Source organism: Arthrobacter sp. MDT2-3, assembly GCF_059090465.1.
In genome coordinates, this window is record NZ_JBNHFS010000002.1 from 196,252 (window position 1) to 221,654 (window position 25,403).

General features: G+C 64.8%; 26 protein-coding genes and 1 riboswitch. Of the genes, 17 read left to right on the plus strand and 9 right to left on the minus strand.

Annotation, left to right across the window (positions count from 1 at the left end; all coding sequences use genetic code 11):
• Positions 1-9: 9 nt before the first annotated feature.
• Positions 10-924: a sulfurtransferase gene (locus AC5RUQ_RS06540; RefSeq protein ID WP_493946566.1), complete on the minus strand. Its 915-nt coding sequence runs from the start codon at positions 922-924 to the stop codon at positions 10-12.
• A gap of 73 nt (positions 925-997) precedes the next feature.
• Between AC5RUQ_RS06540 and AC5RUQ_RS06545 the strand changes: the two genes are divergently transcribed.
• The gene (locus tag AC5RUQ_RS06545; RefSeq protein WP_493946567.1) at positions 998-2,089 is read left to right on the plus strand and encodes a PLP-dependent cysteine synthase family protein; all 1,092 of its coding nucleotides are present in this window, start codon (positions 998-1,000) and stop codon (positions 2,087-2,089) included.
• Here the strand turns inward: AC5RUQ_RS06545 and AC5RUQ_RS06550 are convergent.
• Positions 2,086-2,742, minus strand: coding sequence for an MBL fold metallo-hydrolase (locus AC5RUQ_RS06550; protein ID WP_493946568.1), 657 nt, complete (start codon positions 2,740-2,742; stop codon positions 2,086-2,088). The two genes, AC5RUQ_RS06545 and AC5RUQ_RS06550, sit on opposite strands and share 4 nt — an antisense overlap.
• A gap of 95 nt (positions 2,743-2,837) precedes the next feature.
• Here AC5RUQ_RS06550 and AC5RUQ_RS06555 point away from each other — a divergent pair, with 95 nt between their 5' ends.
• Positions 2,838-3,356: a Fur family transcriptional regulator gene (locus AC5RUQ_RS06555; protein ID WP_493947174.1), complete on the plus strand. Its 519-nt coding sequence runs from the start codon at positions 2,838-2,840 to the stop codon at positions 3,354-3,356.
• Positions 3,357-3,426: 70 nt separating this feature from the next.
• On the opposite strand, the gene AC5RUQ_RS06560 is transcribed toward AC5RUQ_RS06555, so the two are convergent.
• The 5 genes from AC5RUQ_RS06560 to AC5RUQ_RS06580 all read right to left on the minus strand — a co-directional run bounded on the left by AC5RUQ_RS06560 (position 3,427) and on the right by AC5RUQ_RS06580 (position 8,625).
• Positions 3,427-4,302 carry a metal ABC transporter permease gene (locus tag AC5RUQ_RS06560; RefSeq protein WP_493946569.1) on the minus strand — a complete coding sequence of 292 codons (876 nt, stop codon included), beginning with the start codon at positions 4,300-4,302 and terminating at the stop codon, positions 3,427-3,429.
• The gene (locus AC5RUQ_RS06565; protein ID WP_493946570.1) at positions 4,302-5,117 is read right to left on the minus strand and encodes a metal ABC transporter ATP-binding protein; all 816 of its coding nucleotides are present in this window, start codon (positions 5,115-5,117) and stop codon (positions 4,302-4,304) included. The genes AC5RUQ_RS06560 and AC5RUQ_RS06565 overlap by 1 nt, the downstream gene beginning before the upstream one ends.
• On the minus strand, positions 5,114-6,100 hold the full coding sequence (locus tag AC5RUQ_RS06570) for a metal ABC transporter solute-binding protein, Zn/Mn family (RefSeq protein ID WP_493946571.1): 987 nt from the start codon (positions 6,098-6,100) through the stop codon (positions 5,114-5,116). Before AC5RUQ_RS06570 ends, AC5RUQ_RS06565 begins: the two co-directional genes overlap by 4 nt.
• Before the next feature lie 120 nt (positions 6,101-6,220).
• Positions 6,221-7,291 carry a hemolysin family protein gene (locus AC5RUQ_RS06575; RefSeq protein ID WP_493946572.1) on the minus strand — a complete coding sequence of 357 codons (1,071 nt, stop codon included), beginning with the start codon at positions 7,289-7,291 and terminating at the stop codon, positions 6,221-6,223.
• Positions 7,288-8,625: a hemolysin family protein gene (locus tag AC5RUQ_RS06580; RefSeq protein ID WP_493946573.1), complete on the minus strand. Its 1,338-nt coding sequence runs from the start codon at positions 8,623-8,625 to the stop codon at positions 7,288-7,290. The genes AC5RUQ_RS06575 and AC5RUQ_RS06580 overlap by 4 nt, the downstream gene beginning before the upstream one ends.
• Positions 8,626-9,163: 538 nt before the next feature.
• Here AC5RUQ_RS06580 and AC5RUQ_RS06585 point away from each other — a divergent pair.
• From AC5RUQ_RS06585 to AC5RUQ_RS06605, 5 genes are all read left to right on the plus strand, one after another.
• Positions 9,164-12,979 carry a multifunctional oxoglutarate decarboxylase/oxoglutarate dehydrogenase thiamine pyrophosphate-binding subunit/dihydrolipoyllysine-residue succinyltransferase subunit gene (locus tag AC5RUQ_RS06585; RefSeq protein WP_493946574.1) on the plus strand — a complete coding sequence of 1,272 codons (3,816 nt, stop codon included), beginning with the start codon at positions 9,164-9,166 and terminating at the stop codon, positions 12,977-12,979.
• Between the two features lie 141 nt (positions 12,980-13,120).
• A complete protein-coding gene (locus tag AC5RUQ_RS06590; protein ID WP_493946575.1) occupies positions 13,121-13,720 on the plus strand; it encodes a GDSL-type esterase/lipase family protein in 600 nt (199 codons plus the stop codon).
• A gap of 81 nt (positions 13,721-13,801) precedes the next feature.
• On the plus strand, positions 13,802-14,629 hold the full coding sequence (locus tag AC5RUQ_RS06595; RefSeq protein ID WP_493946576.1) for a DUF4097 family beta strand repeat-containing protein: 828 nt from the start codon (positions 13,802-13,804) through the stop codon (positions 14,627-14,629).
• Positions 14,629-15,246 (plus strand): PadR family transcriptional regulator, encoded by a 618-nt coding sequence (locus AC5RUQ_RS06600; RefSeq protein WP_493946577.1) that lies wholly within the window; start codon positions 14,629-14,631, stop codon positions 15,244-15,246. The genes AC5RUQ_RS06595 and AC5RUQ_RS06600 overlap by 1 nt, the downstream gene beginning before the upstream one ends.
• Before the next feature lie 122 nt (positions 15,247-15,368).
• Positions 15,369-15,443, plus strand: a complete 75-nt coding sequence (locus tag AC5RUQ_RS06605; protein WP_369299106.1) for a 50S ribosomal protein bL37 — start codon at positions 15,369-15,371, stop codon at positions 15,441-15,443.
• Positions 15,444-15,563: 120 nt separating this feature from the next.
• Here AC5RUQ_RS06605 and rsrA read toward each other — a convergent pair whose 3' ends face one another.
• Entirely contained in the window at positions 15,564-15,824 is a 261-nt protein-coding gene (gene rsrA / locus AC5RUQ_RS06610; protein ID WP_163162425.1) for a mycothiol system anti-sigma-R factor, read from the minus strand.
• On the minus strand, positions 15,821-16,591 hold the full coding sequence (locus AC5RUQ_RS06615) for a sigma-70 family RNA polymerase sigma factor (protein WP_493946578.1): 771 nt from the start codon (positions 16,589-16,591) through the stop codon (positions 15,821-15,823). The genes rsrA and AC5RUQ_RS06615 overlap by 4 nt, the downstream gene beginning before the upstream one ends.
• 281 nt (positions 16,592-16,872) lie before the next feature.
• Between AC5RUQ_RS06615 and AC5RUQ_RS06620 the strand changes: the two genes are divergently transcribed.
• From AC5RUQ_RS06620 to AC5RUQ_RS06665, 10 genes are all read left to right on the plus strand, one after another.
• Positions 16,873-17,421, plus strand: coding sequence for a DoxX family protein (locus tag AC5RUQ_RS06620; protein WP_493946579.1), 549 nt, complete (start codon positions 16,873-16,875; stop codon positions 17,419-17,421).
• Between the two features lie 7 nt (positions 17,422-17,428).
• Positions 17,429-18,820: a 3-phosphoshikimate 1-carboxyvinyltransferase gene (gene aroA / locus AC5RUQ_RS06625; protein ID WP_493946580.1), complete on the plus strand. Its 1,392-nt coding sequence runs from the start codon at positions 17,429-17,431 to the stop codon at positions 18,818-18,820.
• Positions 18,804-19,919 (plus strand): ribosome small subunit-dependent GTPase A, encoded by a 1,116-nt coding sequence (gene rsgA / locus AC5RUQ_RS06630; RefSeq protein ID WP_493946581.1) that lies wholly within the window; start codon positions 18,804-18,806, stop codon positions 19,917-19,919. Before aroA ends, rsgA begins: the two co-directional genes overlap by 17 nt.
• Before the next feature lie 48 nt (positions 19,920-19,967).
• Positions 19,968-20,780: a histidinol-phosphatase gene (hisN, locus tag AC5RUQ_RS06635; protein WP_493946582.1), complete on the plus strand. Its 813-nt coding sequence runs from the start codon at positions 19,968-19,970 to the stop codon at positions 20,778-20,780.
• Positions 20,781-20,936: 156 nt separating this feature from the next.
• A riboswitch (SAM riboswitch) is annotated at positions 20,937-21,050 on the plus strand.
• Between the two features lie 36 nt (positions 21,051-21,086).
• Entirely contained in the window at positions 21,087-22,520 is a 1,434-nt protein-coding gene (locus AC5RUQ_RS06640) for an aminotransferase class V-fold PLP-dependent enzyme (RefSeq protein ID WP_493946583.1), read from the plus strand.
• Between the two features lie 110 nt (positions 22,521-22,630).
• Complete coding sequence (locus AC5RUQ_RS06645; RefSeq protein WP_493946584.1) at positions 22,631-23,389, plus strand: class I SAM-dependent methyltransferase; 759 nt, start codon at positions 22,631-22,633, stop codon at positions 23,387-23,389.
• A gap of 31 nt (positions 23,390-23,420) precedes the next feature.
• On the plus strand, positions 23,421-24,134 hold the full coding sequence (locus AC5RUQ_RS06650) for a metal-dependent transcriptional regulator (protein ID WP_493946585.1): 714 nt from the start codon (positions 23,421-23,423) through the stop codon (positions 24,132-24,134).
• Entirely contained in the window at positions 24,135-24,566 is a 432-nt protein-coding gene (locus AC5RUQ_RS06655; RefSeq protein WP_493946586.1) for a fluoride efflux transporter FluC, read from the plus strand. It begins immediately after the preceding gene.
• Complete coding sequence (locus AC5RUQ_RS06660; protein WP_493946587.1) at positions 24,566-24,985, plus strand: fluoride efflux transporter FluC; 420 nt, start codon at positions 24,566-24,568, stop codon at positions 24,983-24,985. The genes AC5RUQ_RS06655 and AC5RUQ_RS06660 overlap by 1 nt, the downstream gene beginning before the upstream one ends.
• A gap of 44 nt (positions 24,986-25,029) precedes the next feature.
• Positions 25,030-25,398: a hypothetical protein gene (locus tag AC5RUQ_RS06665; protein WP_493946588.1), complete on the plus strand. Its 369-nt coding sequence runs from the start codon at positions 25,030-25,032 to the stop codon at positions 25,396-25,398.
• Positions 25,399-25,403: the final 5 nt, after the last annotated feature.

Below are 25,403 nucleotides of genomic sequence, written 5' to 3' on the forward strand. Positions count from 1 at the left end.
AGTGCGACGCTACCCTTCAGCCTCGCCATGTTTCCACTCAACCGGCCCGCCGGCGCCTTCGGGTTCCGGTCCCGTCACCACAGGCAGGTTGGCATTGCTGGACCACTCCGAAAAGGATCCGGGATAGAGGGCAGCATGGAATCCGGCGAGTTCGAGGGCTGCCACCTGATGGGCTGCCGTGACCCCGGACCCGCAGTAGACACCCACCCGGCTGTCATCGGTTATGCCCAGCGATTCGAAGCGCCGGCGCAACTCGGCGGGAGGCAGGAACCGGCCGGCGCCGTCCACGTTCCCGGTGGTCGGAGCGCTGACAGCACCGGGGATATGGCCTGCGCGGGGGTCAACGGGCTCAATCTCGCCGCGGTAGCGTTCTCCGGCCCTCGCGTCGAGAAGGATTCTCTCCGAAGCGGGACCAGGCGCAAGGAGCCCGGCCTCCAGCCAGCCGGTCACGTCGGCTGCGACCAGCACGGGCATCTGTCCGTCTGCCAGGGTGACGTCACCGGGACTGGCCCTGACCTCGCCCTGTTCGATGGGCAAGTTTGCCGCACGCCACGCTGCCAAGCCGCCGTCGAGCAGGTAAACCTCCCGAACGCCGGCGTTCCGCAGCATCCACCACGCCCGTGCGGCCGCCATGTTGGCGCTGTCATCGTAGGCCACCACAACATCGCCCCTGGTGATGCCCCAGCGCCTCGCCGCATCCTGTAAGGCGCCCGGAGATGGCAGCGGGTGCCTGCCCCGCTCGGGAGCTGCAGGGTCTGCAAGCTCGGCGGCCAGGTCAACAAAGACGGCGCCCGGCAAGTGCCCCTGCAGGTAGTGGTCGTGGCCGTGCGGGTCCCCCAGCGCCCAGCGCACATCCAGCAGCACCGTACGCCGGCCGGCAGCCAGGCGCTTTTCCAGCGCCGAAACATCCATGAGCGGATTCATCGTGCTCCTTCCGGTGGGCAGCCAACGCTCCCACTCTAACGGCAGCTCCGGCGGCCGCGGGTAGGCTGGTGCGGTGAAGATCGAGCGCACTGCGGGCCGGGACTGGGCCGACGAAGCCATCCGGAAAATCACGGCAGAAAACAACCGCTCCGCCGATACCCACCTCTACTCGGTGCCCCTCCCGGAGCACTGGGGTGTACAGCTCTATTTGAAGGATGAGTCCACACACCGTACCGGCTCCCTTAAACACCGGCTTGCGCGCTCCCTGTTCCTGTTCGGGCTGGTCAACGGCTGGATCAGGGAGGACACCACCATTGTTGAGGCCTCCAGCGGCAGCACCGCGGTCTCCGAAGCCTATTTTGCCCAGCTCCTGGGGCTGCCGTTCATCGCCGTCATGGCACGCACTACCAGCGCCGAAAAAATTGCCCTGATTGAGCAGTTCGGCGGTGCCTGCCTCCTGGTGGACCATGCCTCCGAGGTTTATGCGACGGCGGAGGAAGTCGCCGCCACCTGCGGCGGGCACTACATGGACCAGTTCACCTACGCCGAGCGGGCAACGGACTGGCGCGGAAACAACAACATTGCGGAGTCCATCTTCGGCCAGCTCGAACTGGAGGAACATCCCATTCCGGACTGGATTGTGGTGGGCGCAGGGACGGGCGGCACCAGCGCAACGATTGGGAGGTACCTCCGTTACCACAGCCATCCCACGCGGCTTCTGGTGGTGGACCCGGAGAACTCAGCCTTCTACCCGGGCTGGCGCGGTAACACCTCCGGCCCGGCCACCGGGCTGCCATCCCGGATCGAGGGCATCGGCCGGCCAAGGATGGAACCCAGCTTCGTGCCATCGGTCATCGACCACATGATCCAGGTTCCGGACGCTGCGTCGATCGCCGCCATGCGTCACCTGCACACGCTCGCCGGACTCCACGCCGGCCCCTCAACCGGCACGAACCTCTGGGGCGTCTGGCAGCTCATTGCCGGAATGATCGCGGAGGGCCGGAAGGGCAGCATCGTCTCGCTGATGTGCGACGGCGGCGAACGCTACGCAGGCAACTACTACCACCCGGATTGGTTGGCTTCGCACGGCTTGGACCCTGCGCCGTATGAAGCGGTGATCCGGCGGTTTTTCGACACCGGAAGCTGGGACGGCGCCGGGCTTTAGACCTCCACGGACTCCCGTACCGCCAAGTGCTGATACTCCGTGCCGTACTTGGCTCCGAGCCTCTTGACGTGGCCCTCCACAATTTTCAGGCCAGCGTCATTAAGCAGTCCGTCATGGATCTGGAAGGCGCGGGGTGCGCGGACGCCGATCACGAAGTCCACCACCTCGGCGGCCTTGCTCCATGGCGCATGAAGGGGAACGAGGAGTGTTTGCACGCTGATGCCGTCGGGAATAACAAAGGAATCGCCCGGGTGGTACACGTTGCCGTCCAAAAGGTAGCCGACGTTGGCCACGACGGGGATCTGCGGGTGGATCAAGGCGTGCTGTCCGCCAAAGCTGCGGACCTCGAAGCCCGCCACTTCGAAGGATGACCCGGGATCGACGGTATTAATACGGGCCGCGGCTCCTGGAGCTTCCTTGCGCAAGTTGTCGGCAACGCCCGCAGGGGCAAAAACCGCCAGGTCCGTACTGCCCTTCAAGGCAGCCACCACTGCGGGAACATCGATATGGTCGCCATGTTCGTGCGTGACCAGCACTGCTTCGGCACCTGCCAGGGCCTCAGCCGATTCCGAAAATGTCCCCGGATCCAGCACGATGATCCGGCCGTCCTTCTCGAGCCGGACACAGGCATGGGTGTATTTGGTCAGCTTCATAGCGCCAGCCTAGGGTCCGGCACGAACCCCTGTCCACGAAGCTCCGGCTGGTAATCTTGATCTTTGCCACCATCCTGAGGGAAGCGAGTTCATCCATGCCGTTCGGCACCAAGGCTGATTCCACCAAGGCCGCTTCTGCCCCGGCTTCGGGCGGCACCACACGGACGGTTGCCGGTTCTGCCGGAGCGTCAGGTCCTGCAGCAGGCAAGGAACAGCGCGTCACCAAGCAGAGGCTGGCAGTCAGCGCCGCCCTTGATGAGCTTGACGATTTTGTCAGCACGCAGGAGCTCTACCGCATCCTGCAGAACCAGGGCGTATCGGTGTCCCTCGCCACGGCCTACCGGATCCTCCAGTCCCTTGCCGACGAGGGGCTGGTGGACGTGCTGCGCAATGGCGAAGGCGAAGCGGTATACCGCCGCTGTGCCGTCACCGGCCACCACCACCACCTCCTGTGCCGGAACTGCGGCAAGGCCGTCGAGGTGGAAGCGCCGGCCGTGGAAACGTGGGCAGCCCGCACGGCCAGCGAACACGGGTACACGGAGGTCGCGCACACGGTCGAGATCTTCGGGTTGTGCCCGGACTGCTCGGCGCTCAGGGCCGCCGGCAAGCTTTAGGAGGGCCCGGCGTCGGGAGCCGTCCCTGCTGCTGGCCCCGCGCGCATAAAGGGCAAGTACCTCAGCAGGATCAGTGCGCCTGCAGTACCCTGCCGTTGATGCCCCGGGAGGACCGGACGGATCCGATCACGCGGCATACCACATAGATCAGGAACGACAACGTGGTGACGTAGGGGCTGATGGGGATGCGGCCGCCAAGGGCCAGCAGAATTCCGCCGACGGTCGCCGTCATGGCGAATGCCACGCTGAGCACCACCACAGCCACAGGCGAGGACGTGACGCGCAGGGCGGCGGCCGCCGGTGTGATCAGGAGTGCGAGCACGAGCAGGGCTCCCACCACCTGGATGGAAAGAGCCACGCTGATTCCCAGCAGGACCATAAAAACGATGGCGAGCGTCCGGACGGGAACGCCCCGGGCCTCGGCCAATTCCGGATCAACGCTGGCAAAGTTCAGTGGCCGCCAGATGGCCGCGAGGACCACCATCACCACCACCGCGGTTCCGGCCAGGGCCTGAAGCTGCACGGTATCGACTGACACGATCTGCCCAGTGAGCAAACCGAACTTGTTCGCCGCGCGGCCCTCATACAGGGAGAGGAACAGGATCCCGAGGCCCAGCCCAAAGGGCATGATCACGCCGATGATCGAGTTCTTGTCCCTGGCCCTGACCCCCATGAGGCCCAGCAGCAGGGCTGCGGCTACAGAACCGATCAGGGAACCAAAAACGATGTCAGCCCCAATCAGCAGGGCAAAGGCGGCGCCGGCGAAGGACAGTTCGGAAATTCCGTGCACGGCGAACGCCAGGTCGCGCTTCATAACGAACGTTCCCACCAGCCCGCCGAGCAGGCCCAGGACGGCTCCTGCCCAAATCGAGTTCTGGACCAGGACCAACAATTCGCCGTAGTTATCGAAGCTGAAGATCGCACCAATGATACTGTCGGCGTCCATCAGGCCACCTCCCCGGCAAGGGCATGGGCTTCTGCGTGATGATGCGTGGTGGCATCCGGCAGGCCCACCACCACGATGCGCCCGTTGGCGTGGATTACCTCAACGTGGCTGCCGTAAAGGTCGGAGAGGACATCCGTGGTCATAACTTCCTCCGGAGTGCCCACCTTGAAGCGCCCGCCGGCCAGGTAGAGCACCCGGTCCACGTAGTCGATGACGGGGTTGATCTCGTGGGTGACAAACACCACGGCGCTGTTCTGCTCGTGGCATTGTTTGTTGATTAGTGCGCTGACTGCCTGCTGGTGGTGCAGGTCAAGGGAGAGCAGTGGTTCGTCGCAGAGCAGGACCTGGGGGTCGGTGGCGAGTGCCTGGGCAACACGGAGCCGCTGCTGCTCGCCGCCGGAGAGCTGGCCCACCGGAACCTTGGCGTACTCCGTTGCCCCCACGAGTTCAAGGAGTTCATCAATCCTGCGGTTCGCCTTGGCGGCGGACAGGCGGAGGCCCCAGCGGTGTCCGTCAACCCCCAGGCCCACCAGGTCGCGGGCACGCATGGGCGTATCGCGGGCGAAAGACTTTTGCTGGGGGATGTAGCCAATCAGGCTGCTGCCGCGCTCAACGGGATGCCCGCCAAGGGTGGCCTTGCCCCGGTGCAGGTCCTGGAGACCCAACAGGACCTTGAGGAAGCTTGTTTTGCCGCTGCCGTTGGGGCCGAGCACGGCAAAAAACTCGCCGGGCCTGATGTCCAGGTCCAGATCCTCCCAGAGCGTCCGCTTTCCGAATGCGAGGGACGCCCCGGTGAGGCTGACCACGGGTTTCAACTATTCTTCTCCAGAACTTTGCTGACGTTGTTCACATTGTCCGTCATCCACTGCAGGTAGGTCTTGCCCTCCGGCAGAGTTTCACTGAAATCGACCACCGGAACGCCTGCCGATTCGGCCGCCTTCTTCAGCGCCTCAGTTTGTGGACCTTCGGTCTGCCCGTTGTAGGCAAGGAACCGCACTGACTTGGAGGACACCAGGTCCGTTGCGGCTTTGAGGACGGCCGGCGGAACGTCGGAGCCTTCCTCAATCGCAGCAGTGTAGTCATCAGGCGTGGCGTTCTCCAGGCCTGCAGCTTCGAGCAGGTATACGGGCACGGGCTCAGTGACAGCCACCTGGGCGCCGGCAGTTCCGGCCTTCAGCCCTTCGAGTTTTCCGGCCAGTTCCTCCAGCCCGGATTTGAAGGCGGCAGCGTTGGATTCGAAGGTTGCGGCCGAGGCAGGCTCCAGCTCGCCGAGTTTGGCGGCAACGCTATCGGCCAGCTGTCCCATGGCTGCGAAGTTGTACCAGACATGCTCGTTCAACCCGCCGTGATCGTGGGCGTGGTCGTCCCCCGCCGGCGATTCCGCGGGTGTGGCCCCTACAGAGGCCTCTTCCTCGGGGTGCGCCAGGCCGGAGAGTTCGACGGCGTTCAGCACCTTGCCTGCGTCAAGGTTGCTGTCCTCCGCCAGGGTATGGAGAAACTCGTCGTATCCACCGCCATTTTCGATCACGAGGTCCGCCTTGGAAACGGCCAACCGGTCCTGGGCGGTGGCTTCGTAAGAATGCGGGTCCTGGCTCGTCTTGTTGATGATGGCGGTGACGCTGACTTCATCTCCGCCAATTGTTGTGGCGATGTCCCCGTAGACGTTGGTGGATGCCACCACATTAATAGCGGCCCCATCTTCGGACGGCACCTCGGGCTGCGGGCTGCAGGCGGTGAGCATCAGGCCCAGCCCGGCAAGGGCGGCTAAAGACGTTCGGGCAGCGGCGAAACGGCGCACGGAAACCTCAGTTCAGGGGGAACGGAAAGAACCACTCCAGCTTATACCTAAATAGGAATGATTCCTATTTAGGTATAAGCCGGTCCAGGTGCCCAGGACGTCCGCTGGGCACCCGGAATGTCAGGCGCCGTTTGGTTGACCCAACCTGCGGACGCCCGTGGCCTGGGTAGCGTCGCGGATCTCACCCACGAGCTGCTCGATCACGTCTTCCAGGAACAGGACGCCCTTTGTATTGCCGTCGGGGCCCATGACCCGTGCCAGGTGCGAACCGGTGCGCTGCATCACCGACATCGCCTTTTCAATCTCGTCGTCCAGGGCCAGGTTCGCGAGGGACCTGATCCGGCTCTCGGCGATGGGGTGCTCGTAGGCGGCCTCCGGAATGGACAGGACGTCCTTCACATGGAGGTAGCCGTACAACAGTTCGTCATCGTCAAGCATGGGGAAACGTGAGAAGCCGGTGCGGCTCACAGCCTTCTCAAACTCCACCGGGGTGGTGGCTGCCTTCAGCATGACCAGCTTCTCCAGCGGAACCATGATGTCCGCCGCCGTGTACTCCGAAAATTCGAGCGCGCCGGTGATGAGCCCGGCATCGTCGTCCACCAGGCCGTGGCGCGTGGACTCCTGCACGATCGACTGCACCTCTTCGAGGGTGAAGGAGGAGTTCACCTCATCCTTGGGCTCAATGCGGAGCATCTTGAGGATGTGGTTCGCGGACCAGTTAAGAACGGAGATGACGGGATGGACCAGCCGGGCAACAAACATCAGCGGCGGGGCGAGCAAGAGCGCTGCCTTGTCGGCCACGCTCACCGAGATGTTCTTCGGGACCATCTCGCCGAAGGTTACGTGCAGGAACGTCACCAGCATCAGCGCCACGGCGAAGGCAGCCACATCGGCAACTTCCATCGGCAGGCCCAACATCTCCAGTGGCACAGCCAGCAGATGGTGGATGGCCGGTTCTGCCACCAGCAGGATCAGGAGGGAACAAACCGTGATGCCCAGCTGGGCGCACGCGAGCATCAGCGAAACATTCTCCATGGCCCGGAGCGTGGTTTGCGCCGGCTTGGAGCCGGCCTCGGCCAGCGGTTCGATCTGGCTGCGCCGCGCTGACATCACCGCAAACTCGGCGGCAACAAAAAACGCGTTGCCGAACAGGAGCACAACCAGCCACAGTATTCCGGCCCAGTCGCTCATCGTTCAGTCCCGTCGTCGTTGTTCCCGGACTCAGGTTCGGGTGCGGCCGGCCGGAAACAGATCCGGTCGATCCGCCGGCCGTCCATCCTGGTGACACTCAGGGTTCCGCCGCCAACGGGGACGGTGTCGCCCACCACGGCGATCCGGCCCAGCTTGCTCATCACGTAGCCGCCCACTGTTTCGTAGGCCGCCTCATCGGGAACGGTCAGGCCGGAAATCTGTTCGGACAGTTCATCCGGGCGGAGCAGTCCGGGGAAGTACCAGTCGCCCGACGCGCTCTGCAGCAGCCCGGGACGTACCTTGTCATGTTCGTCAGACACTTCGCCCACAATTTCCTCCACGAGGTCCTCGAGGGTGGCGATGCCGGCGGTTCCGCCATATTCGTCCAGGACAACCGCGAGCTGCAGGTTGCCCTCACGGAGTTCCGCCAGCAGGGCGTCAAGGTGGATGGTCTCCGGAACCCGCAGAACGTCAGTCATGATGGCCCCGGCTTCGAGGTTTTGCCGGCGGTCCCAGGGAACGGCCACCGCCTTCTTGACGTGGACCAGCCCCCTGATGTCGTCCGCCGACTCACCGATGATCGGGAAACGTGAGTATCCGGTACGGCGTGCGGCAGCAACGATGTCAGAGACCGGCTGGTCCGCCTCGATGGTTTCCACCCGGATGCGCGGCGTCATAACGTCGGCAGCCGTCCGCGTCGAAAAGTTCAAGGTGCGTGCAACGAAGTTGGCCGTGCCGGCGTCGAGCGTTCCCATCTCCGCCGATCGCCGCACCAGCGACGAGAGTTCGGCAGGTGTCCTGGCGCCGGAAATCTCTTCCTTCGCCTCGAGCCCGAAAACATTCAGGACCTTGTTGGAAAAGCCGTTAAGCACCACGATGGCGGGTTTGAACACGGCGGTGAACATCAGCTGTGGCCGTGCCAGCGCGCGGCCCACGGGGAAGGAAAGGGCGATGGCCATGTTCTTGGGAACCAGTTCGCCAAGGAGCATCGACAGCAGCGTGGCGATCACCATCGCCAGGACCAGCGAGATGGAGGCCACGGCTACGTCGGGAAGTCCGACGGCGGCCAGCGGGCCTTCCAGAAGCCGGCCCACTGACGGCTCCATCACGTAACCGGTCAGCAAGGTGGTCAACGTGATGCCGAGCTGGCAGCTGGAGAGCTGGGTTGAGAGGGACTTCAGGCACGCAAGCAATGGAACGGCGCCGGCGTCGCCGTCGTCGATGGCCCTTTGGACGGTGGCCTGGTCAAGGGCAATAAGGGAAAACTCGACGGCGACAAAAAAGCCCGTGCCGGCGATCAGCAGCAAACCTGCTGCCAGGAGAAGCCATTCCATTCAGCATCCCGCCCGGGCAGCGGCGGCTGCTTGGCAGGGGGTTGACAATGAGTAGCGGCGCCAGGAACATCGGTCCGGCGGAGGATGGTCGGCGGAGGCCGACGCAGTTTCATTTGCAGCTGCTGCCGGCTGTGCCAGCGAATGGTGATGGGCGTGTGTTCGGGGTTTGCCGGCTCTGCGGGTGGACTGTGCGGCGCTGTTTACGCTCCGCTGACAGCCCCCAGGCCGGCACCTAGATTTACTGTCCATAAGAATTTCAGTCTACAGGAGCCGGACTGCCACGCCGCGACTCCCGCCACGGGCTCCCGGACGGACCCGCACACGCTGCAAAACCCTCATTTCCCTTCGCTCCAGGCCGCCATATTTCGGCCTTTTCACGTCACTTCATGATTTGGGTCACCCTTATTGGCAGTTACCACAGGATGCTTACTAGACTGGCAATGGTCTGGGTTCAGAGGACGCAGAGACCGGTTAAAACGTAGTGCTGAAGCACCGTGGGCCGGAGAGAAATCAAACTCATGGAAGAGGCGTATTTCAAGTGCCAGAGCAGCCTAGCCACCGTCTACCAGAGGAATTTGGCGGAAACGAGTGGCTCGTTGACGAACTGTACGAGCAGTACCAAAAGGACAAGAACGCTGTCGACGCCAAATGGTGGCCGCTGTTTGAATCCTTCGGCTCGGCCGGCAGTTCTTCTTCCAACGGAAATTCGGGGCATGCCGCTGCCCACCCTGCAACGAGGGAAATGCCGGTCGTGAATGCAGCTCCTGCGGCACCGGCAGCGCCGCCGGCAGCAGCTCCTCCCGCCCCGTCGGCACAGCCTGCCTCTGCGGCACCCGCTGCTCCTGCGCCGGCACCGGTCAAGAAGGCTCCTGCCACCGTGGCCCGCGACGGTTCGAAGAAGACCGAGTCCGGCACGGGCTCGCAGCCCATCCCGGCGCAGCTGCCCAAGAACGTCAAGGCACCCACGGCTCCGGAAGAAGACGTTGTTTCCGTCCTTCGCGGACCGGCAAAGGCCATTGCCACCAACATGGTGACCAGCCTCCAGGTACCCACCGCCACCAGCGTCCGCGCCATCCCCGCCAAGCTGCTGATCGACAACCGCGTTGTCATCAACTCCAACCTCGCACGTGCGCGCGGCGGCAAGGTCTCCTTCACGCACCTCATCGGCTACGCGGTCATCCGCGCGCTCTCCCAGTTCCCTTCCATGAACGTGTACTACGACGAAGTGGACGGCAAGCCCGTCGCCGTCCAGCCGGCACACGTCAACTTCGGCATCGCCATCGACATGCCGAAGCCCGACGGAACCCGCCTGCTGATGGTGCCGAACATCAAGAAGGCCGAGACCCTCAACTTCTCCGAGTTCTGGCACACCTACGAGGACCTCATCAAGCGCGCCCGCAACGGCAAGCTGACCGCTGAGGACCACCAGGGCACCACGGTCTCCCTGACCAACCCGGGCGGCATCGGCACTGTGCACTCCGTGCCGCGCCTTTCCAAGGGCCAGGCAGCCATCATCGGCGTCGGCGCACTCGACTACCCCGCCGAGTTCCAGGGTGCCAGCGAGAAGATCATCGCCCAGAACGCCATCAGCAAGGTCCTCACGCTGACCTCCACCTACGATCACCGCGTGATCCAGGGCGCCGGCAGCGGCGAGTTCCTGAAGCTGGTCCACCAGCTCCTGCTCGGCGCACAGAACTTCTACGACGAGATCTTCGAGTCCCTGCGCATTCCGTACGAGCCCGTGCGCTGGAGCGCCGACAAGCAGGTGGACCCGGCAGACGAAATCAACAAGGTTGCCCGGATCCAGCAGCTGATCCACTCCTACCGCGTCCGCGGACACCTGATGGCGGACACCGATCCCCTCGAATACGTCCAGCGCAAGCACCCGGACCTTGACGTCCTCACGTACGGCCTGACGCTCTGGGACCTGGACCGCGAATGGCCCACCGGCGGCTTTGGCGGCAAGCCCATGCTCAAGTTCCGCGACATCCTGGGCGTCCTGCGTGACGCCTACTGCCGCACCACGGGCATCGAGTACATGCACATCCAGGAGCCTGCCGAGCGCAAGTGGTTCCAGGACCAGCTGGAGCACCCATACTCAAAGCCCAGCCGTGAAGAGCAGCTGCGCATCGTCTCCAAGCTGAACGCAGCGGAGGCGTTTGAAACCTTCCTGCAGACAAAGTTCGTAGGCCAGAAGCGGTTCTCCCTCGAAGGCGGCGAGTCCCTGATTCCGCTGCTTGACGCCATCATGTCCGACGCCGCCGATGACGGCCTGGACGAAGTAGCCATTGGCATGGCCCACCGCGGCCGCCTGAACGTGCTCACCAACATCGCCGGCAAGACCTACGCACAGGTTTTCCGCGAATTCGAGGGCACCCAGGATCCCCGCTCCGTCCAGGGCTCCGGTGACGTCAAGTACCACCTGGGCACTGAGGGGACCTTCACCTCGGACAACGGCAAGGAGACCAAGGTTTACCTGGCCGCCAACCCGTCCCACCTGGAAGCAGTCGATCCGGTCCTCGAGGGCATCGTCCGCGCCAAGCAGGACCGCCTGGACCAGGGTGAGTCGTTCCCGGTCCTGCCCATCGTTGTCCACGGCGACGCCGCGTTCGCAGGCCAGGGCGTTGTTGCCGAAACACTCAACCTGTCCCAGCTCCGCGGCTACCGCACCGGTGGAACCATCCACATCGTGGTCAACAACCAGGTGGGCTTTACTACTGCCCCCTCATCGTCCCGGTCCTCCACGTACTCCACCGACGTCGCCAAGATGATCCAGGCACCGGTATTCCACGTGAACGGCGACGATCCGGAGGCTGTGGTCCGCATTGGCCAGCTCGCCTACGAGTTCCGCCAGCGGTTCCACAAGGACGTTGTAATCGACATGGTCTGCTACCGCCGGCGCGGGCACAACGAGGGCGACGACCCCTCGATGACCCAGCCGCTGATGTACAACCTGATCGAAGCCAAGCGTTCAGTCCGCAAGCTCTACACCGAATCGCTCATCGGACGTGGTGACATTACCGAGGAAGAAGCCGAGCAGCTGCTCCGCGACTACCAGGAACGGCTGGAGCGGGTCTTCGCCGAGACCCACGCAGCGCAGACTTCCCCGATTCCGATCATCACCGCGGATTCGGCAGCCGTGTCGGACATTGAGCGGCCCATCGCCCAGCAGTCCGACTCCAGCATGAGCTCCCCCGTGTTGACTGCCATCTCCGCGGAAACCCTGGCCCGGATCGGCAAGGCGCACCTGGAAGCTCCGGAGGGCTTCACCATCCACGCGAAGCTGAAGCAGCTGCTGGAGAAGCGCGAACAGATGTCCCGCGAAGGCGGCATCGACTGGGGCTTTGGCGAGATCGCAGCCTTTGGCTCCCTCATCATGGAAGGCGTGCCGGTTCGCCTGGCGGGCCAGGACTCACGCCGCGGCACGTTCGTACAGCGCCACGCCGTCTTCCACGATCGCGCCAACGGCAAGGAATGGCTGCCGCTGGGCAACCTCTCCGATGACCAGGCGAAGCTGTGGATCTACGATTCGCTGCTCTCCGAATACGCGGCCATGGGCTTCGAGTACGGCTACTCGGTGGAACGCCCCGATGCCCTCGTCTTGTGGGAAGCCCAGTTCGGCGACTTCGTCAACGGTGCGCAGACCATCATCGACGAGTTCATCTCCTCCGCCGAGCAGAAGTGGGGCCAGCGCTCCTCGCTGGTGCTGATGCTTCCGCACGGCTACGAGGGCCAGGGCCCGGACCACTCTTCCGCAAGGATTGAGCGGTTCCTGCAGATGTGCGCCGAAGAAAACATGATCGTGGCCAACCCCACGACGGCGGCCTCGCACTTCCACCTGCTGCGCCGCCAGGCGTACAGCCGGCCGCGGAAGCCGTTGATCATCTTCACGCCGAAGCAGCTGCTGCGCCTCAAGGCCGCAGCGTCGTCCGTGGAGGACTTCACCAACGGCGGGTTCCGGCCTGTCATCGGTGAGCATGAGCAGCTGGCCGCAGACGCCGTCGAACGCGTTCTGCTGGTCTCTGGCCGTCTCTACTACGATCTCCTGTCCACCAGGCAGAAGACCGATGACAAGACGACGGCGATTGTCCGGGTGGAGCAGCTTTACCCGCTGCCACACGCGGAGATCGCGGCCGAGCTGGCCAAGTACCCGAATGCCGAGGTTGTCTGGGCGCAGGACGAGCCCGCCAACCAGGGACCGTGGCCGTTCATTGGCCTGAACCTGCCCGATGCCCTGGATCGCAGGATCCGCCTGGTGTCGCGTCCGGCCTCTGCCTCCACGGCTGCGGGCTCCATGAAGCGCCACGCCGCGGAGCAGGATGCCCTGCTGAAGCAGGCATTCGCGCGGAAGTAACCAGTAAGGCTGCCCGGCCGGACGTCGAAATACCAGACTCCGGCCGGGCAGTTCTGTTTAATGGGATGGACAGCGCCGGCCCGATCCCCTTAAGTGGTCCGGGTGGCGACGGGCAGCCAGCACCGAAGTTAAGAGGAACGTGTGGAAGACAGGAAGCTGCGTATCGCAGCTGTAGGAGATGAACTGCTGGCCGGACTCGGTGATCCCCGGGCGCTCGGCTGGCTGGGCCGCGTCTTGGCCCGCACTCCCCAGGATGGCATGCTCCTGGAAAGCTATGCCCTCCCCTGTCCGCAGGAAGGAACGGAAGGGCTGGCCGCGCGCTGGATGGACGAGGCCGGCCGGCGGTTCAGCGACAAGGCCGAGAACCGCCTGGTGATAGGCCTGTCCGGCCGGGATATTGAGTTCGGACTTTCAACCGCCCGCAGCCGGCTCAACCTGGCCAACATCCTGGACTCGGCGTCGCAGAACCGTCTGGGGGTCTTTGTGGTGGGACCGCCACCCACCCTGGACCCCGCCCAGAACCGCCGGCTCGACGAGCTGAACACGGCTTTCGCTGACGTCACCACGCGCCGCAAGCATCTTTATGTTGATACTTTTTCTCCCCTCCTGAATCACGAACAGTGGCGCCAGGACCTGGCCGCCAACGGCGGCACGCCCGGGCAGGCCGGATACGGGCTCATGGCCTGGCTGGTACTGCACCGTGGCTGGTTCCAGTGGCTGGGGATGGCCGTCCCGGAGTAGGTGATTCGCGATATATCTTGACCTCTGCCTACCCCGGCAGTAGGTTGGATGCATCACGCGATATATCGTCTTGGAGGACCAATGGCTGAGCAAAACTGGGATGTCACGAGCGCCCAGACCATCGACGTCGACTCTGTGACGTCCCTGAAGCTGGGCATGGTGCGGGGCCGCTTCGACGTCGTCGCGCATCAGGAGCCAGTCACCCGGATAGAGATTTCCGAAGTCCAGGGTGACCCCGTGGTGGTGTCGCTGGAGGACGGCCGGCTTGAGGTCCGTCACCAGCTGCACGGGCCGCAGGGCTGGTTCAAGAACCTCATGGGAACGGTCAGCCACAACAGTGAGAATTACGCAGTCATCAGCATTGCCGTTCCGCCGACGGTTGAGGTTGAGGCAGGCACCGTCAGCGGTGACGGCCTCGTTTCAGGGATGGCGGGCCGCACGCGCCTGAACACCGTTTCCGGCTCTGTGATGTCCGACGGCACGGACGGTGAACTGCACGTCAACACGGTCAGTGGCGAGGTTAGCGCCCGCGATCACAGCGGCGTCCTCACAGCCAAGACCGTCTCCGGCGAGGTGACGGCGTCCGGCAACTTCAGCCATATCCGGGCGAACACTGTTAGCGGCGGCATGAGTTTCGACCTGCTGGGCTACACCCAGGATTTCGGGGCAAATTCAGTATCGGGAGACCTCACCATCCGGATCCCGCACGACGTCGGAGTGGATATCGTGGCCAAATCGGCAAGTGGAACGGTCGTTATTGACCAGCAGAAGTACCACGTGCCCGGCGGCAAAGTGGAAACGATCGCCGGTCCGGACGCCAAGCTCATGCTCGTCAGGACCAATTCCGTGTCAGGCACAACATCCATCTTCCACAGCGGACCGTCCGGGAACGCGGAAGAACGGCCCTGATGCCGGCCGTCTTTGCCCACGGTGCCCTGCGCCTCTACCTTTTGTCCCTGCTGGAGTCCGGCCCGAAGCATGGCTACGAGCTCATCAAGGCGCTCAAGGAACGGTTCGGCGGTACCTACTCCCCCAGTGCGGGCACCATCTACCCGCGGTTGGGCAAACTCGAGGAGGAGGGGTTGGTAGCCACGGAATCGGCCGGGCGTCGCACCAACTACCGCATCACGCCTGCCGGACTGGCGGAGCTGAACCTGCGCCGCGAAGAACTGGCAGCAGTTGAAAAAGAGATTTCCGCTTCCGTACGGCGGCTGGCAGACAACCTCCGCGAGGACATCCGGAGCAATATGCGCGGGCTGCGGGCTGACCTTGCAGCGACGGCGGAGGCCGCCCGTGCCGCCGCCGGTTCGGTCGATTTCACGGCCTCCAGTGGCAGGCCCGCCCCCGAAAGCAGGCGTTCCCTGAAGGACGCTGAGATGATGCTCCAGGCGTTCCGTGATGACCTCCGCACCGAGCTTCGCCTTCAGGCCGGCAAGGAGCCACTCAACCCAGTGGTCCTGGAAACGCTCAGGACGGTGCTGGAACAGGCGCGCATAGCCGTCCGGAATTCCCTCCTCGAAAAGTAGCTCCGCGCCAGGGCCGCACATCGAACCGCAGGTCACGAGGTGGTTGCCGGTTCGCGGGGCGCCAAATCATGTGGGAGACTTGAGGGCAGCTCTTTTGAGTACCAACAGTAAGGAGGCCAGCTATGAGCAAGCGTGCACGCAAGCGTCGTGACCGTAAGCGTGGCGGCGCGAACCACGGGAAGCGCCCCAACACCTAGGCACAATGCCAGGTACTACGGTTCACAGCAAAGGACCCCGGAAGCCATTCGGCTTCCGGGGTCCTTTGTACTTATGGACGGGATCGTCGCCCTGCCCGGCTGCTGGACAGCTGACCTGGGCTAGGCGTCCACCGGGCGGATCGAATGGATCCGGTCAAGGATGGCGTTCTTGAGGTTCTCGGGAGCAGCCTCAGTGCAGGAACGCTTGACCATGTTGCGGATGACGCACTCAAGGTCGTATTGCTCCGTGCATTCGGGGCAGTCATCAAGGTGGGTCTTTATTTCCGTGATGTCCTCACGGGTCAAGGCTCCGTCCAGATACTCATAGATGCGTTGCATCCGGGTGTCGTCGCAGTCGCCCAATCCCTGGCAGTCGCTCATTTCCTGTTCTCCTGTTGTGTGCTTTCCGCCGCGTCCTTTGGACCTGCGGCCGTTTTGAATCCCCGCTCGGCGGCGTACTCCCCGAGCATGTCCCGCAACATTCTCCGGCCGCGGTGGAGCCGGGACATCACCGTGCCAATGGGCGTGTTCATGATGTCTGAAATTTCCTTGTACGCGAAGCCCTCCACGTCCGCGAAGTAGACCGCGAGGCGGAACTCTTCGGGGATGTCCTGGAGCGCGCGCTTGACGTCCGAATCGGGCAGGTGATCCAGCGCCTCTGCCTCAGCGGAGCGGAGCCCGCTGGAGGTGTGTGACTCAGCCCGCGCCAACTGCCAGTCCTCGATGGTGTCCGAGTTGGACTGGAGCGGCTCGCGCTGCCGTTTGCGGTACAGATTGATATAGGTGTTCGTCAGGATCCGGTAGAGCCAGGCCTTGAGGTTTGTGCCGGGCTTGTACTGGTGAAACGCGGAAAAGGCCTTGGTGTAGGCCTCCTGGACGAGGTCCTCCGCGTCAGCAGGGTTCCGGGCCATCCGCATCGCGGCCGAGTACAGCTGGTCGACGTACTGCATCGCGTCACGCTCAAAGCGGATGCGGCGCTCTTCCGCGGACTCCGTGGAAAGTTCAACCACCTCTTCGGTGGTTTCCGCGTTGGGCTGCACGGATTCTGCCGTCGCCTCCGCCGGCCCGGGCCGTGCGTCAGCGCTGCTCTTGGCTTCGCTTTGGGAAGCCTCATACATGGCCGAAACGGCCGGATCCAAGGTGCTCATTGCCTTCAAGTCTACTGTCAGGCTCCGCGCACGCGGCGAGCCGTACTCGGGGGGTTCACCCTCCAACGAGTCCATTGCCACCGGGCCTGCCGCTTCAATTCCGTCCAACACCCGCCTCAAGGGCCAACTCCGCTCTGTTGTCCGGTGCTTTGTGGTTCGGGCCCGGCTCTCGCGGACCCAGCATCCATAACCCCAGGCCTTGGGCAAATATTCCCCAAAAGTGCAAGACTAGAACCGACTTCGCCGCACCCGACGCGGTTCGTCCATCCAGGAGGAAATCCATGTCCTTTGTCCGCACACTCGCACGGCCCATGCTGGCTTCCAGTTTTGTTCTTGCCGGAATGGATAAGCTCAAGAACGCCGATGACACCGCCCAACAGTTGTCACCCCTGCTGAGCAAGGCAACGGCGGCGCTGCCGTTCCGTACTGACGAGAAGACGCTGGCACGGGTCATCGGTGGCACGCAGGTGGGCGCGGGCGTCCTCTTTGGGCTCGGGAAGTTTTCCCGGCTTTCAGCCACTGTGCTTACGGTCATCTCCCTTCTCAACACCTTTGTCGAGTGGCGCAGCGCGGACATCAGCAGCAAGGAAGGCCGCGGGAACCGCCGCAACCAGCTGCTCAAGAATCTTTCGTTGAGCGGCGGGGCCCTGCTTGCTTCTGTTGACACGGCAGGCAAACCGGGACTGGTGTGGCGCGCAGAGCACCTTGCTGCCGACGCGCGGAAGGGTGCCGCCCACCTTGCCGCGGATGCCAGGAAGACCACCAACCAGAAGCTCTCCAAGGCCGACAAGGTGGTCCGCCGCGCCGTTGAACAGGCCACGGGGGCATAAGCAGGACATGACCGCCGCGCCCTCCACTGCCCAGGACAACTCCGGAACGTCCCTCCCCCACTGGCCCGCACCCTTCGCCTCCCGCCCGGTGGATGCCACCATCACGGTGCCCGGTTCAAAGTCGCTGACCAACCGGTACCTCGTCCTTGCCGCCCTGGCCAACGGCCCGTCGCGCCTGCGCGCACCGCTGCACTCCAGGGATTCCGCACTGATGGTTGACGCGCTCCGGCAGTTGGGCGCCACCATCACCGAGGTGCCGGGGGACGGGGCGTTCGGGCCGGATCTGGAGGTGGTGCCGCTGCCGGCCGATGCCGCATCGGCCTCCACGAGGATCGACTGCGGCCTTGCCGGGACGGTGATGCGGTTCGTTCCGCCGCTGGCGGCGCTGCGCAACGGTGCCAGCTTGTTCGACGGCGACCCGCATGCCCGGAAGCGGCCCATGGGAACCATCATCGAAGCGCTCAAGGCCCTGGGAGTGGCCGTTTCCGCGGAAGGCGGCGGCACACCGTCGTCGCTGCCGTTTGCAGTGGAGGGCACCGGAGAAGTTCGCGGCGGACACCTGGTCATCGATGCCAGCGCCTCCTCACAGTTCGTTTCTGCCCTTCTCCTCGTGGGGGCACGGTTCACCGAGGGCCTGCACCTTGAGCATGTAGGAAAACCTGTACCAAGCCTGGACCACATCAATATGACCGTCGCTGTCCTGCGGGGGGCCGGGGTTGTTGTTGACGATTCGGTTCCCAACCACTGGCTTGTTGCCCCTGGGCCCATCCAAGCCTTCGACCAGCGGATTGAGCAGGACCTGTCCAACGCCGGCCCGTTCCTTGCCGCGGCCCTGGCTTCCGGCGGTACGGTGCGGATTCCCGGCTGGCCCGAACAGACACAGCAGGTGGGAGATCTCTGGCGGAGCATTCTTGCCGAGATGGGCGCAGAGGTTACCCTGCGCGACGGCGTCCTGACCGTAACCGGCGGAGCGGAGATCAAGGGCGGGGATTTCGCGGACACGAGTGAGTTGGCGCCGACGGTCGCCGCGTTATGTGCCCTGGCCAGCGGCCCCTCCCGGCTCAGCGGTATTGCCCACCTGCGCGGGCACGAAACCGACAGGCTGGCTGCACTGGTCACCGAGATCAACCGCCTTGGCGGAGATGCCGAGGAAACCAGCGACGGCCTGGTGATCCGGCCCGCCAAGCTGCACGCCGGCGTCGTCCACAGTTACGCCGACCACCGCATGGCCACTGCCGGAGCCATCCTGGGCCTGGCGGTGGAGGGCGTGCAGGTGGAGGACATCGCCACGACTGCCAAAACTATGCCGGACTTTCCCCGGTTGTGGGCAGGCATGCTTGCCCAGGCAGCCTCGTCCAACACCGGCACGGAAGGTTCAACCGGTGGCGCGGAGCACTGATTCCTGGGATGAATCGGATGTCCGAATCCGCCCCAGCAAGAAGGGCTCGCGCCCTCGCACCAAAGACCGGCCCAGCCATGACGACGCCGTCACGGGACGCATTATCACCGTTGACCGCGGCAGGTATACGGCTGTGGTGGGTGAGGACTCCGGCAACGAACGCGTAGTCATTGCAGCGAGGGCGCGGGAGCTGCGCCGCAACCCGGTGGTGGCGGGTGATTTCGTATCCCTCGTAGGCGATGTCTCGGGCGAACCGGACACCCTGGCCCGGTTGGTCAAGATCCAGGACCGCAGGACCCTCCTGCGCCGCAGCGCGGACGACACCGATCCCGTGGAACGCGCAGTCGTGGCCAACGCGGACCAGCTCGTAGTTGTCGTGGCGGCCGCCAACCCCGAGCCCCGCACCGGCTTCATCGACCGCGCCCTGGTGGCGGCGTACGACGCCGGGATTGAGCCGATCCTGTTGGTCACCAAGGCGGATGTCAAGGATCCAGCGGAGCTGTTGTCCAATTACACCCACCTCGACTTCCCCGTGATCATTAGCCGGACGGCCGATTCCACCGCATCTGGGATCGATGCCCGCTCGGACGACGGACTGTCCGCACGCCTGGACAGTGGGGCTGTCGCGGAACTCCGCGGCTATCTGGATGGAAAAGTGACAGTCATGCTGGGGCATTCGGGCGTTGGCAAGTCGACCATGGTGAACGCGCTGACCGGTGCGGAGCGTGCCACCGGCGGGGTTAATGCGGTGACGGGTCGGGGCCGCCACACGTCCTCGTCGGCGCTGGCCCTGAGGCTGGCGGACGCACCCGCCGGCAGCTGGATCATCGACACCCCGGGCATCCGTTCCTTCGGCCTGGCGCACGTGGACCCGGACCGGATCCTGCGCTCCTTCCCGGACCTCTCCCCCGGCATCGAGGACTGCGAACGCGGCTGCAAACACACCGCCACGGCAGTGAACTGCGGGCTGGACGCCTGGGTGGGCGGCGGGCATGCCGGCGCCACCGGAGAAGCCCGGCTGGCATCCCTGCGGCGCCTCCTGGGCACCGACCCGCGGCTGGAGGCGCAGGAGGCGAAGGAACTGGGCAGCGTCAACTGACGGTGCCGATCTCCCAGCAGAACCGCGCGCAGACGGTAGTTTGGTACCATGATCCAACCCGCTTCAAGCTATAACGATGACCTGCGCCTGGCGCACGTCCTGGCAGACTCCGTGGATGACCAGACCATGAGCCGCTTCAAGGCCCAGGACCTCCAGGTGGAGACCAAGCCTGACCTGACGCCGGTCACCGACGCGGACAAGGCGGCAGAAGAAGCCATCCGCGGCCAGTTGTCCCGCTCCCGTCCGCGTGATGCAGTGCTCGGTGAAGAGTTCGGCAGCACCGGCCACGGGTCCCGCCGCTGGATCATCGACCCCATTGACGGCACCAAGAACTTCGTCCGCGGCGTCCCCGTCTGGGCCACCCTGATCGCCCTGGTGGATGAAGGCGAGCCCGTTGTTGGAGTGGTGAGTGCTCCCGCCCTGGGCAAGCGCTGGTGGGCGGCCAAGGGCATGGGCGCCTACATGGGACGGTCGCTGGCTGCTGCCACCCGGCTCCGCGTCTCGAATGTCGCCAACCTTTCGGACGCTTCGTTGTCCTACTCCAGCCTGGGCGGGTGGAAGGAACGTGGCAATCTGGACAACTTCCTGGGCCTCACCGAGGACGTGTGGCGGACCCGGGCCTTCGGCGATTTCTGGTCCTACTGCCTGGTGGCCGAGGGCGCGGTGGACATCGCTTGCGAACCCGAACTCAACCTTTACGACATGGCGGCACTCGTGCCGATTGTGGTCGAAGCGGGTGGCCGGTTTACCTCGCTGGAAGGGGAGGACGGGCCGTTTGGCGGCAACGCGCTGGCCACGAACTCCATCCTGCACTCCGAGGTACTCCGCAGGTTGAACCCTGACCTGGACGATCTCCTCTAGGCACCTTCACCGAACAATCAGCGGCGGGCGGCTCCTAAAGGAGGCGCCCGCCGTCGTTTCTTCGGCCAAAGCAGCACTTTTCGGCAGGCGTAACAAAGCGCTTAACATTTGAGCCGGCTTCAAACCTTCCTGCCCCATGTCCTACGCTCTTAACCAGGTCACGAGTGCCAGCGCGAAACCCCGGTTTGCTGGCCGGCAACCCTCCAACCGCGGTGGGGTGCCCCGGGTGACGACCAGGCCGGTCCGGAACGGATGCGGCAAGCGCGGATTCCCGGAGCAGGGGGTCCTTTTCGAAGTGAGGTCTCTGTGACAACTGCCACCGTCTCCCCCAACGCCGCCGCCCAGCCCATCCAGGCTGAAGCCGCTGCCCTCTTTGATGCCCGCCGCGCTGTCGCCGGCCGCCCCCTTGCTGCCGTCACAGGTGCGGAAATCCAGGCGCCCCTCATCTCCGGCGGGCACGTCCGCTATGCAAACCTCGACTATGGTGCCTCGGCTCCCGCCCTCTCCGTAGTCTCGGCCTACCTCAACGAGATCCTGCCCTTCTACGCGAGCGTCCACCGTGGCGCCGGCTACGCGTCCCAGATCAGCACGTCCGTTTACGAGAACGCACGCAGCATTGTTCGGGACTTCGTGGGCGGCCGCCCTGACGACTCGGTGATTTTCACCCGCAACACCACCGATTCCCTCAACCTGCTGGCCGGTTGCCTGCCCGCGACGAACGGACGTCCGGACGGCGACGTCCTGTACCTGGACATCGAACACCACGCGAACCTGCTGCCGTGGCAGGGTGTCCCCCACCGGAGCATCGTTGCCGCTGACACCATCGCCGGGACCATCGAGTCCGTCCGCGCTGAACTGGAGCAGGGCGGGGTGAGCCTGCTCGCCGTCACCGGCGCCTCCAACGTCACCGGTGAAATTCTTCCCATTCGGGCCCTCGCCGCGCTCGCCCACGAATACGGCGCACGGATTGTGGTTGACGCGGCCCAGCTTGCGCCGCACCGCCGCGTGAACATCGCCGCGGACGGCGTCGACTACCTCGCCTTCTCCGGCCACAAGCTCTACGCACCGTTCGGTACCGGTGTGCTGGTGGGCCGCGCCGACTGGCTGGACGCCGGAACGCCCCACCTCGCAGGCGGCGGCGCCGTCAAGGAAGCCAGGCTCGACGGCGTCAGCTGGGCCACCGGCCCTGCCCGCCATGAGGGCGGCTCGCCCAACGTCCTTGGCGCAGCAACGCTGGCCCGCGCCACACAGGTGATCGCCGGCCTGGACCAGGAACAGTGGCACGCCCACGAATCGGCCATCCGCTCCTTCCTGGTGGAAGGCCTGCAGAAAATTGACGGCGTGACCGTGCACCAGATCTTCAAGGACACCAACCCGGATACGGACACCATCGGCGTGGTCAACTTCTCCGTGGAAGGCTACGACGCCGGTCTCGTGGCCGCCTACCTGTCCGCGGAACATGGCGTAGGCCTGCGGGACGGCCGCTTTTGCGCGCACCCGCTGCTGAAGCGGCTCGGGCTTCCTTCCGGTTCCCTCCGGGCCAGCTTCGGCGTCGGCTCACGCCTTGAGGATGCAGAACGGCTCCTTGCCGGCATCGACTCGCTGCGCCGAAACGGCCTGGGGTGGGACTACGTCGTCGACGCGGGGCGCTGGGTTCCCGCCAACGACGCGCGCACGTATCCGCACTGGGCACCGAACACTCCGGGGACCGCCGGGGCCGCCCCCTGCATCGACGACTGAACACTGTTGCCGTCCGCTGCTGGCACTGACTCTGCTTACTGATCTTGCCTCAACGTCGGGTGCGGTAAATTCGAAGGATACCCAAGGGCATCGGACGAAGGAGGCCACGCGTGGTACGGGGTGGCCCCAGGCTTGATCACGGACGGCGGCGGGAGCTCGGCCAGAGCTTCCAGGACGGCGGCCGGCATTACCAGCAGGTCCGTCCGGGCTACCCGGAAGAATCAGCCCGCTGGCTGGTGCCCCCGGGCGCCCGCGAGGCGCTCGATGCCGGTGCCGGCACCGGCAAGTTCACCGAACTGCTGCTGGACATGGGCCTGGCCGTCACGGCCGTGGACCCCTCTGCCGACATGCTCGAGCAGTTACGGGCGCACTATCCCGCTGCCACGGCAATCCAGGCCACCGCGGAGGCAACGGGCCTGCCCGACGCAGCTTTCGACGTCGTAAGCGTTGCCCAGGCATGGCACTGGTGCGACGCCCTGGGCGCAAGTACCGAACTGGCACGCATCCTCCGCCCGCACGGGACGCTGGGCCTGATCTGGAACCAGTTGGACACCTCTGTCCCCTGGGTCCACCGGCTCTCCCGGATCATGCACGCAGGGGATGTGTACAAGCCGGACTTCCGGCCGCTCGTGGGACCAGAGTTCCGGGGGCTTGAGGGCCACGTCACCCACTGGCAGGACCGCGTCAGCACCACGGACCTGGTGGAGCTCACAAAGTCCAGAAGCTACTATCTGCGCGCCGGCGAAAGCACCCGCGCCAAGGTGTTGGCCAACCTGGACTGGTACCTCCACGACCACCTGGGCCACAGCCTGGAAGAGGAGCTCGAACTGCCGTACCTGACGCTTACCTGGCGGGCCTTCAAGGCATGACGGAGAACAGGCAACGGGTAGGCTTGGAGCTGTGAAGACCAGCGCGCCCTCCTCCTCCATTGAGGATTACGTCAAGGTCATCTACTCCTTCACGGAATGGCAGGACAAGGCCATCACGTCCTCCCAGCTTGCGCAGCGCCTTGGCGTCGCCAACTCCTCGGTCTCGGAAATGGTCCGCAAGCTGAAGGACCAAGGCCTCGTTGACCATAAGCCCTACAGCGCCATCACGCTGACGGACGCCGGCGTCCGGCTGGCCCTTTCCATGGTGCGGCGCCACCGCCTGATCGAGACTTACCTTGTCCAGCAGCTGGGCTACAGCTGGGACGAGGTCCATGACGAAGCCGAGCTGCTGGAGCACGCCGTCTCGGACACCTTCATTGAGCGGGTTGCGGCCAAACTCGGGAACCCGCAGCGGGATCCGCACGGTGACCCCATTCCCACTGCCGACGGGAAAGTGCTGATGCCGCGCGCCCACCTGATGGGTGCGCTGGACCAGGGGCACACCGGCAGGATCACCCGGATCAGCGATGAGAACCCGGATTTGCTCCGTTATCTTTCCGCCGAGGAGATAGACCTCGACGCCGAGGTGGAGGTTGTGGGCCGCAAGCCGTTCGGCGGCGCCCTGGTGGTGCGGATCAGGAACTCGGGCAGGACCAGGGACTACGACCTGGCCGACGAAATCACGTCCGCCCTGTGGGTGCACAGCGACCGTCCCCACCCGGGCTGCCTGCTGGGAGACAGCTGAATGAACCCTGCCGGCATGCCGGCGGGCCGCGCCTGGATCGCTGTCGCCGCCGGAGGCCTCGTCGGCACTGAACTGCGGTATGGACTTGGGCTGGCTTTTCCCGATCTTCCCGGTGCGGTCCCTTGGGCCACGCTGGTGATCAACGTTGGCGGCAGCTTCGTCCTGGCAGCGTTGACCACGGTCTGGACAGCCCGTCCGCAGACGGCCTTCTGGATGCGGGCCGGGCTGGGTCCGGGTTTGCTGGGGTCCTTCACCACCTTCTCCGCCCTGGTGTTTTCTGTGGACCAGTTGGCCCGCGCCGGCGAACACATGGCGTGGGCAGCCTACCTGGCGTTGTCAGTGCTGCTGGGGCTGGCGGCGGCGGGTCTGGGTTGGCGGTTCGGCAAGGTGGTGGCCGTGCGCCATGACGCCGGCCCGGGCCGCAGGGCGTGATGGCTGCTGCCCTGGTGGGCCTGTTCGGCGTCGCCGGAGCGCTTCTTCGTTTCGGTGTGGACAGCTGGTTCGCGCATCACGCGTCCATCCGTACGGCCCGCTCCCCCGGGAATTCCGCGCACGTCCCGTGGCACAAGGCGCGGCTGCACTGGCCCTGGGCCACCTTGCTGGTGAACGTGGCGGGGTGCTTCATCATTGGCGTCTCCCACGCCATGACCATAAAGCTGGAGCTCGCCCCGGAATGGCAGACCGCACTGGCAACAGGGCTGGCCGGGGGGCTCACCACCTTCAGTTCATGGACAACGGCAACAGTGCGGTTGTTGACCGAGGCTCGCTTCGGCTCCGCCATGTTGAACGTGGCGGCGAACCTTGTGCTCGGCTTTGCGGCTGCTGCGGCCGGGATTGCCCTCGCTTCCTAGCGCTGCTGCAGGCGATTTGGCCCGCTCGCGTATCGTGGATGGTGATGATTAGCAGACGCGACGCGGCCATTGCCCTTGATGTACCGATGGAAATGGCCCAGCGCCACGGCCTTCCAAAATGGATGACCGAAGCTGAACTGGGTGAAATCCTGGACAACCCGCCGCCCTGGCTGGTCCAGTCCCGCGCCAACCGCACCGGAAAGCGGCCTGTTTGGGTCCACCTCGAGTGCGCCGTCTGCGGGTACGAGGAAGCAGCGCGCCCCAAGAAGTGGTGGCCTGACTTTACCTACGTGGTGTGCGACCATCACAGTCCGGAGGACGTTCCGCGTTTGCGCGAGGGATACGTCCGCAGCGAGTTCGACGGCGTCGGCACGTGTTTCGTGGGCATCGCAGATGTGCCGGGGCAGGGCTGAGCCTC

Coding starts and splice junctions, on each gene's coding strand:
- AC5RUQ_RS06660 (WP_493946587.1), top strand. CDS start 24,566: ATGGCTGCTGCCCTGGTGGGCCTGTTCGGCGTCGCCGGAGCGCTTCTT.
- AC5RUQ_RS06655 (WP_493946586.1), top strand. CDS start 24,135: ATGAACCCTGCCGGCATGCCGGCGGGCCGCGCCTGGATCGCTGTCGCC.
- AC5RUQ_RS06550 (WP_493946568.1), bottom strand. CDS start 2,742: ATGAAGCTGACCAAATACACCCATGCCTGTGTCCGGCTCGAGAAGGAC.
- rsrA (WP_163162425.1), bottom strand. CDS start 15,824: ATGAGCGACTGCCAGGGATTGGGCGACTGCGACGACACCCGGATGCAA.
- AC5RUQ_RS06540 (WP_493946566.1), bottom strand. CDS start 924: ATGAATCCGCTCATGGATGTTTCGGCGCTGGAAAAGCGCCTGGCTGCC.
- AC5RUQ_RS06615 (WP_493946578.1), bottom strand. CDS start 16,591: ATGAGCACCTTGGATCCGGCCGTTTCGGCCATGTATGAGGCTTCCCAA.
- AC5RUQ_RS06555 (WP_493947174.1), top strand. CDS start 2,838: ATGCCGTTCGGCACCAAGGCTGATTCCACCAAGGCCGCTTCTGCCCCG.
- AC5RUQ_RS06575 (WP_493946572.1), bottom strand. CDS start 7,291: ATGAGCGACTGGGCCGGAATACTGTGGCTGGTTGTGCTCCTGTTCGGC.
- AC5RUQ_RS06580 (WP_493946573.1), bottom strand. CDS start 8,625: ATGGAATGGCTTCTCCTGGCAGCAGGTTTGCTGCTGATCGCCGGCACG.
- AC5RUQ_RS06665 (WP_493946588.1), top strand. CDS start 25,030: ATGATTAGCAGACGCGACGCGGCCATTGCCCTTGATGTACCGATGGAA.
- hisN (WP_493946582.1), top strand. CDS start 19,968: ATGATCCAACCCGCTTCAAGCTATAACGATGACCTGCGCCTGGCGCAC.
- AC5RUQ_RS06620 (WP_493946579.1), top strand. CDS start 16,873: ATGTCCTTTGTCCGCACACTCGCACGGCCCATGCTGGCTTCCAGTTTT.
- aroA (WP_493946580.1), top strand. CDS start 17,429: ATGACCGCCGCGCCCTCCACTGCCCAGGACAACTCCGGAACGTCCCTC.
- AC5RUQ_RS06600 (WP_493946577.1), top strand. CDS start 14,629: ATGCCGGCCGTCTTTGCCCACGGTGCCCTGCGCCTCTACCTTTTGTCC.
- AC5RUQ_RS06560 (WP_493946569.1), bottom strand. CDS start 4,302: ATGGACGCCGACAGTATCATTGGTGCGATCTTCAGCTTCGATAACTAC.
- AC5RUQ_RS06595 (WP_493946576.1), top strand. CDS start 13,802: ATGGCTGAGCAAAACTGGGATGTCACGAGCGCCCAGACCATCGACGTC.